General features: G+C 42.9%; 3 protein-coding genes. All 3 read right to left on the reverse strand.

The genetic code is table 11. The features are described from left to right. A partial coding sequence (locus F6K20_RS19610; RefSeq protein WP_287295724.1) for an ATP-binding protein occupies positions 1-1,387 on the reverse strand: 1,387 nt, incomplete at its 3' end. A 247-nt stretch (positions 1,388-1,634) separates the two neighbouring features. Continuing rightward, positions 1,635-4,652: an ABC transporter substrate-binding protein gene (locus F6K20_RS19615; protein ID WP_287295726.1), complete on the reverse strand. Its 3,018-nt coding sequence runs from the start codon at positions 4,650-4,652 to the stop codon at positions 1,635-1,637. A 337-nt stretch (positions 4,653-4,989) separates the two neighbouring features. Continuing rightward, positions 4,990-6,270 carry an ATP-binding protein gene (locus F6K20_RS19620; RefSeq protein ID WP_071107822.1) on the reverse strand — a complete coding sequence of 427 codons (1,281 nt, stop codon included), beginning with the start codon at positions 6,268-6,270 and terminating at the stop codon, positions 4,990-4,992. Positions 6,271-6,514: the final 244 nt, after the last annotated feature.

Genomic DNA, 6,514 nt, shown 5'->3' on the forward strand with positions numbered 1-6,514 from the left:
TATTAGGGTTTAGTTCCAAAACCTGTTCATATAGTCCTAGGGCTTTGGTAATTTCCCCCTGTTGATCCTGGGTAGTGGCTTGTTGATAGATGGGATTAGTTTGGTCTTGGTCTATTTTTTCTAGTTCTAGGATTTCTTGCTGGAGTGGGTAACGTTTAATCAACCAGCGCCGGATAAATTCAATGGTTACTTTAGATTTATTTTTATCTAAGAAACCCCGTTCCGCTAGTTGGTCTGGTGCTTTTATTAAGGATGTTGTTGGAATAACGCCGTAGTTTTCGAGTAGACTTACAGCAAGTTTTGCCCCCCTAGCCCCCCAACTTTGGGGGGTTCTTGAGTTAAAGTCCCCCAGAATTGGGGGATTTAGGGGGCTTGCAGTTGGTAGTGAGGTCAATTCATCTGAAAACGGCTGTAATGGCTGGTCTGAACTATTTTTAGAACTATTTTTAACGAGATTATCCGCCTCGGCAAACGCAGAGAATACTACTCGTTCTGGGATAGATAATCCGGCTCTAATCCCTAGCAATCCAGCACTAGCATTTTCTAGGGCTTGGTCTACACTGTTTTCCACATCTTCTGGGGTGATTTGCCACTGCTCTAACTCCCTAGCTCTGCTAAAAATAGCAAAGCATAGGACTTGGGTAAAATAGGGATGCCCGCTAGATAACTGGTAAATGGCTTGGATAGCAGCAGGTTCGTAGGTGAGTAGTCCTGCTGCTGGTTTGGTAATTAGCTCCTGGGTAGTTTGTTGATCAAGTAAGCCAATTTCTTGGGTTGGGGCATCTTTGAAGATCCGGAGTAAATTCGGTAAATCTTTAGATTCCTGTTCCACACAGAGAATCAGGTATAGATTATCCTGTCGAGAAACTAGAGATTTTAAGTAAGGAAATAAATGGTGGTATAATAGGTTATTATCTTGATGATTATCTGGGCTATTTAAGGTCTCAAATTCATCCAGCAATAATGCTAATTTTTGGTTACCCAACCTTTGATAAACTTGGGGCAAAAACTGCTTATAAAAAAGCGAGGGATCGTTGTCTAGGGCTATAGGGTCAGGCAAGGGGATTTCAGGGGAGTCTAGTTCCAAGCTATCCAGGATTTCTATGGCCAGTTCCTCCAAGACCTCACCAAGAGATTTGTGACTGTAGGATTCCAGATCAAAAGGAACAAAGGAAAAGCTATCTAAGTCAACCGATGTAGGAATATGACGGAGTAGGGACGACTTACCAATCCGCCGTTGACCGTACACTATCATAACCTTGGTTTTATTCTTGAGGTTATGCTCAATAAACCGGAATAAGCTTCGCCTACCCCAAAATAAGTACTGGTCATTATCATCAATTGGACGACCAATTACATAGGGATTTCTAGGAACTATTGAAATCATTTTTTGTCATCTCCGAGAGAGATAGAGATATAACGTTTACTGCTTTAGTTAGGTTATTTTTATTTACTCCATACTCTATCCTATCCAATTCTTTAGGTTTTGTATAACTAGTTTTATAGACAACTCCCTAGGATGCTGTTTAGAATCCTTATATTTCCTTTCCAGGTTATAAGTCTAAAGTTTTAGTCAGTATTTTTAGTCAGTCTTGGTGAAAGGGAATTAGCTTGTATCCCCTCAAACTTGATGATCACGGTGACTTTTCAACCCCCTCTTGGTCTTGCTCTGATACGAATTTAAATTCACCGTCAACCACTTCCACCAAGACAGGTTCACTCTCACGCTCCCCTTGGTCAGTAAACTGCAAACCCAACCCTGAGGTATCACTCGGTACAAGAGTAACAAGATTCTTGCGGAGTCTATCTAGAACTAGTTCGCGGTCCGCGTCCTTGAACAAAGCCTGAATAAAGGCTTGAGTAGCATCGAAGCTAGTGGCAGTCGCCCAGCTAACATCTCCTCCCCATAGTTCCTTAGCTGCTGTAGAAAAGGTTATTGCCTGTGGTACTTCCCTAAACCAGGGTACTACCATAGTTAAACCTTCAACCTCTTGCCCCGCCTCTTCCAAGATTTGATGAGTATATAACGTATCCCCACCGAACAACCTCAGCCCTTGGTGATCTCGGTGGTTGGGGTTAAGGTTCAGGTGAGCGTTAGCTTTAGCAATGTCAACAGCTGTATCAATGTAATGTGTGCTCGGGAATAACATAGCGGCCTTGACTTGATCTTGAGAGAGATTCCTGAGTTCTTCAGGAATCTTCAGGTTGACATCGTTTAATTTAATATCCCGAACCACCCTACCCCCTAGGTCTTTAAAGTGGGCTTGAAAATCTTGTTTGAAACTATTGCTATAGGGACTGTCAGAATCATAAAAAATTACCACCTTGTCTAAGCCAGCTTGAGTGTTGACATGTTGAGCCAGTTTTCTCGCAAATTCTTGATTAGAAGGAGCTGTCCTAAAGAACACGTTGTTCTTTTTATCAAGACTGGTTAAATCAGTACTGGTGCTGGTGGAGGAAATCATCGCTAAACCAGCTTGGTCATATACAGGGAGTGCGGCCTCGCTGGCATTACTAGATTCATGTCCAATTACGCCCAGGATAGATTTGTCCTTAACCAAAGCCTGAGCTATTTTTTTAGCTTTGGCTCGATCGTTGCCATCGTTAGCGATCGCAATTTCCAGGAATCGACCATTTAATCCGTCTGAATTATTGAACTGATCTTGAGCTTGGGCTACCCCTCGCAATGTTTCTTTTGCCCCGTCTTTGTCTTGGTCTATGGGCACTACCACAGCGATAGTGAATGGTTCAAAGCCCTGTTGACGGGCTCGGGCATTGTTGTAGTAAATCAGCAATTCTGGATCATTTCGATTAGCCTGCCAAGCTTCCTTAAAAAACTTAGCCGCTTCGGCATAGTTTTCCTTTTGGAATGCTTCAGTAGCAAGGTCAATTTTTTCGATGTTGTCAATTCTAGGAAATAAGCTGTGCTCACCCCGACTAATAGGAGTAGCGATACATCTAATCCCGAAGACTTTCTGGGCACCGGTTGGACAGGGAGTTGATACCTTATAAAATCCCACACCAACTAGAGTAATTATGGCTAGAGCTGCTGCTAGTTTGCCGATGCCTAACCGAGTAGGATTGGGGGTGCTATGACCCGGAGTGATAGGTGTATTACTAATAGCTGCGATTTTAGCTTCAATATGTTCTAGCTTCTGCCGCGCTAATTGGTGGTCACGCTCAATGTCCAACACTTGCTGAAAAGGCTTTTTGGCTTTTGTGAATGCTTGTTGCTCAATCAACTGATCGCCATACTTGAGTAGCGATCGCAACAACCCTTCTTTGCTTTGTACTGGCTTAACTTGGTAGACTCTTGTATATACTTCTACGGCTTTCCTGTAATCGTTGACCTGGAGATAGCCCTCAGCTAGAGCCAACAAAGCCCTGAAATGATTAGGGTTAATTTGCAAAACCTCTTCATAGAGCACTAGTGCTTTGTGAATTTGCCTCTGTTGATACTGTCTAGTGGCTAGTTGATAGATCGGATCCGTTTGGTCTTGGTCTAGTGTCTTCAGTTTTAGTATCTCTTGCCGTAGTGAGTGATGCTGAAGTAACCAGTGGCGGACTAATGGCACCTTTACTCTACGTTCTGTATCATCGACGAAACCGTAGTCTTTAAGTCGTTTGGTGGCTTGATACAGGGGATTAGTCTGAATCACACCATAGCCCTCTAGGAAAGATAATGGGTGTTCTGGCAACAGCTGGTGTTGGGAGATAGCTCTTTGTTGAGCTTCTGCCACCGCTAAGAATACCACTCGCTCTGGGATCGGTAAACTTTCCCACAACCCCGCCAATCCTGCTTCAGCTTTCTCAATAGCCTGCTTAACTATAAGCTCCACATCTCGGCTATAAATCTTCCACTGGTTTTCCCTAGCCCTTAAGAATAAAGTAAAGCATAGGACTTGGGTAAAATAGGGATGCCCTGCTGATAAATTGTAAATTTTTGTAACGGCATGGGGTTCATAGGTTACCACATCCTTAGCTGGTTTAGTAATTAGCCGTTGAGCACTCAGCTTATTCAGAAAACCAATTTCGTGGTAAGGTGGACTTCCAAACACCCGGACTATAATAGGCACATCAACAAGATTCCGTCCCACTACCGCAATCATAAATAATTGATGGTGCCGTTTAATCAAGTTAGCTAAATAGGGGAAAAAGTTACGCTCTTCTGATCGAGGCTTTTGGTTAGTTAAAACATCAAATTCATCCAGCAAAAATACCAAATTTTTACTCTTTAATAACCAAAAAACTTTAGGCAAAAATTTATCAAAAAAAATATTTATATCATTGTTTAAATCTTGTTTTGAGGGCGGAGTAAGATAATCTTGTCCTAGATCAAAGTCATCCACTAAGTGATCACAAATCTCTTGAGCCAAGTTATAGATAATATTACTGAAGGGTTTGTGAATGTAGCCTTGCAAATCGAAATTAACAAAGTAAAACTGATCCGTAGCAACTTTGTTGGGAATCTGTGCCAAGATTGATGATTTGCCAATTCGTCGTTGACCATGGAGTAAGATTACCTTTACCCTCTGCCTGAGGTTGTCTTCGATAAACTGAAACAGACTCTCTCGTCCAAAAAACTTGTCTGGATCATCAATTATCTTTCCGATTTCATAAGGATTAGGATGATTAGAAGAATTAGTAACCATTAGCCGACGATTGATGATTTGTTTAATTTTTATCCAAACCAGTCAAGGTTTGCTGCCATTTGAAGTCAGTAAGTAAGTATTAAGCTAAGGCACCAACTGTTTAATGTTGAGTGCTAATAGCTGATTTATAAGTATCTATAAACTTATCGGAATAAGCAGCAACAGTTATGCATAAAACTTTCAAGACCAGTAAGCATTCAGTGGTCAGTGGTCAGCTTATTTTATTCAAAAGCACCTCAAGGTGGCACAGGCTTTGAGACTGTGACCTAACCAATAAGCTGATAGCTGATAGCACCTCAAGTAGCATCTGAAGTAGCGCATTAGCTGAATGCTGAAGTTAGGAAAATGCAGCTAACACTATCCTCCCCCATGCCAAAGCAGTTTTGACTGTCTTTTGATTGGCCGATAGCCAGTTAATAGTCTTCGTGACTTTCTGAAGTTGAGTATGACTGATCAAATTGAGAAATCTTTCCCTATCTCCTACTATCGGATTATCAGTCTGCCAAAGTTCCTGAATCACCCACCCCTCCATAATTGATGAGGTAAATACGTAGTCTGGTTTCTTTGAGTCTTGATTGCTGCTCTGATTTGTGATAATCACCCCTTGTTCGGCCAGGTTAGTTAACTCTCGCTGGTGTTGACTAAAGATTACGTCAATGCCCCTCAAGTCAAAGTGCTTCTTATGATGGAGACGACCTTCTAACTTGAACAAGGCCATCAACATCAATAAGGTTTGCTCAACTTCGCTGCACCGTTTCCAAATCGTTTCAAATATTTGTCGTGTCTTACCTTCAAAGTCCCGAGCAAAGGCTTGGGCATCAGGGACCTTGCCAGTTTTTAGCTCTCGATAAAGCAAAAAACCAGCAATCTGGAGCAGAGCCGGATGTCCACCAGCAATGTCTTGGATCAGCTCCCGTAAGGTTGGGGTAATTGGCATACCAGCCATTAATTGATCAATGTCAGGGTCAGTAAATGGCTTGAGGGATTGGAACAGATAATGGTTGTACCAGGGAGAACTATTGGGATTGAGAGCAGGACCAAGTTCATTGAGACGGCGGAGTGAGGCCACAATCATGGATAGATATCGCCTCTCCCGAGAGTGATAGGCAATACTGCGACACTCCGTGAGAAAGGTTTCCATCTCAGCATGACTATAGTGAGGGTTTGGCCGCAGTGCCCAATCATAGTCATCCACGAGCAACAGCAAGAATTTGTGGCGTTTGCCAAGCTGCCGCAATACTTGGCGCATGCCCCTAGTGGTTGCTTTTCCCTGGTCCAGCAATGTGTCGATCTCTTCCTGAAGCTCTGGCTCACCGTCTAATTCTTTTTTGAGCAGATTAAACACTTCTTGCCAAAACCCGGAAGCTGTAAAGGGTTGAATACTTTCGCAACTCAGCAGCACCATCACAGCCTGGGATGGATCCTGTCCATACTGTTTCCAAACTTGGGGGGAAGCCAGAAGTTCCAGGAAAGAGGTCTTGCCCATGGCTGGCCCCCCCCAAATCGCTAAGTTACTGCGGTTATAAATTTGATCAAAGGCCGCCTGAATTTCTGATCGTCGTCCCACAAAACGCTCTGGGGAAACTGGCTGACCGTAGGTAAAAGGATTTTGCATCATCTTGGCTTCCATATTCAATTTTCAATTTGCATTAATAGGACTTACGAAATTTAGTTGCTTTTGCCCCCCTAACCCCCCAAACCTGGGGAGGACAAAGTCACGAAAGTCCCCCAAGTTTGATACCGTTGGCGAAATTAATATTTGTTTACACAAGGGTAGCAGATGGGTAACTTTAAGTTCATGCTCCCCCAGAATTGGGGGTTGGGGGGCTATAAAGACTGCTGTCTTCAGGCTGATATTTCTA

The organism is Moorena sp. SIO2C4 (assembly GCF_010672485.1).
Taxonomy (GTDB): Bacteria; Cyanobacteriota; Cyanobacteriia; order Cyanobacteriales; family Coleofasciculaceae; genus Moorena; species Moorena producens.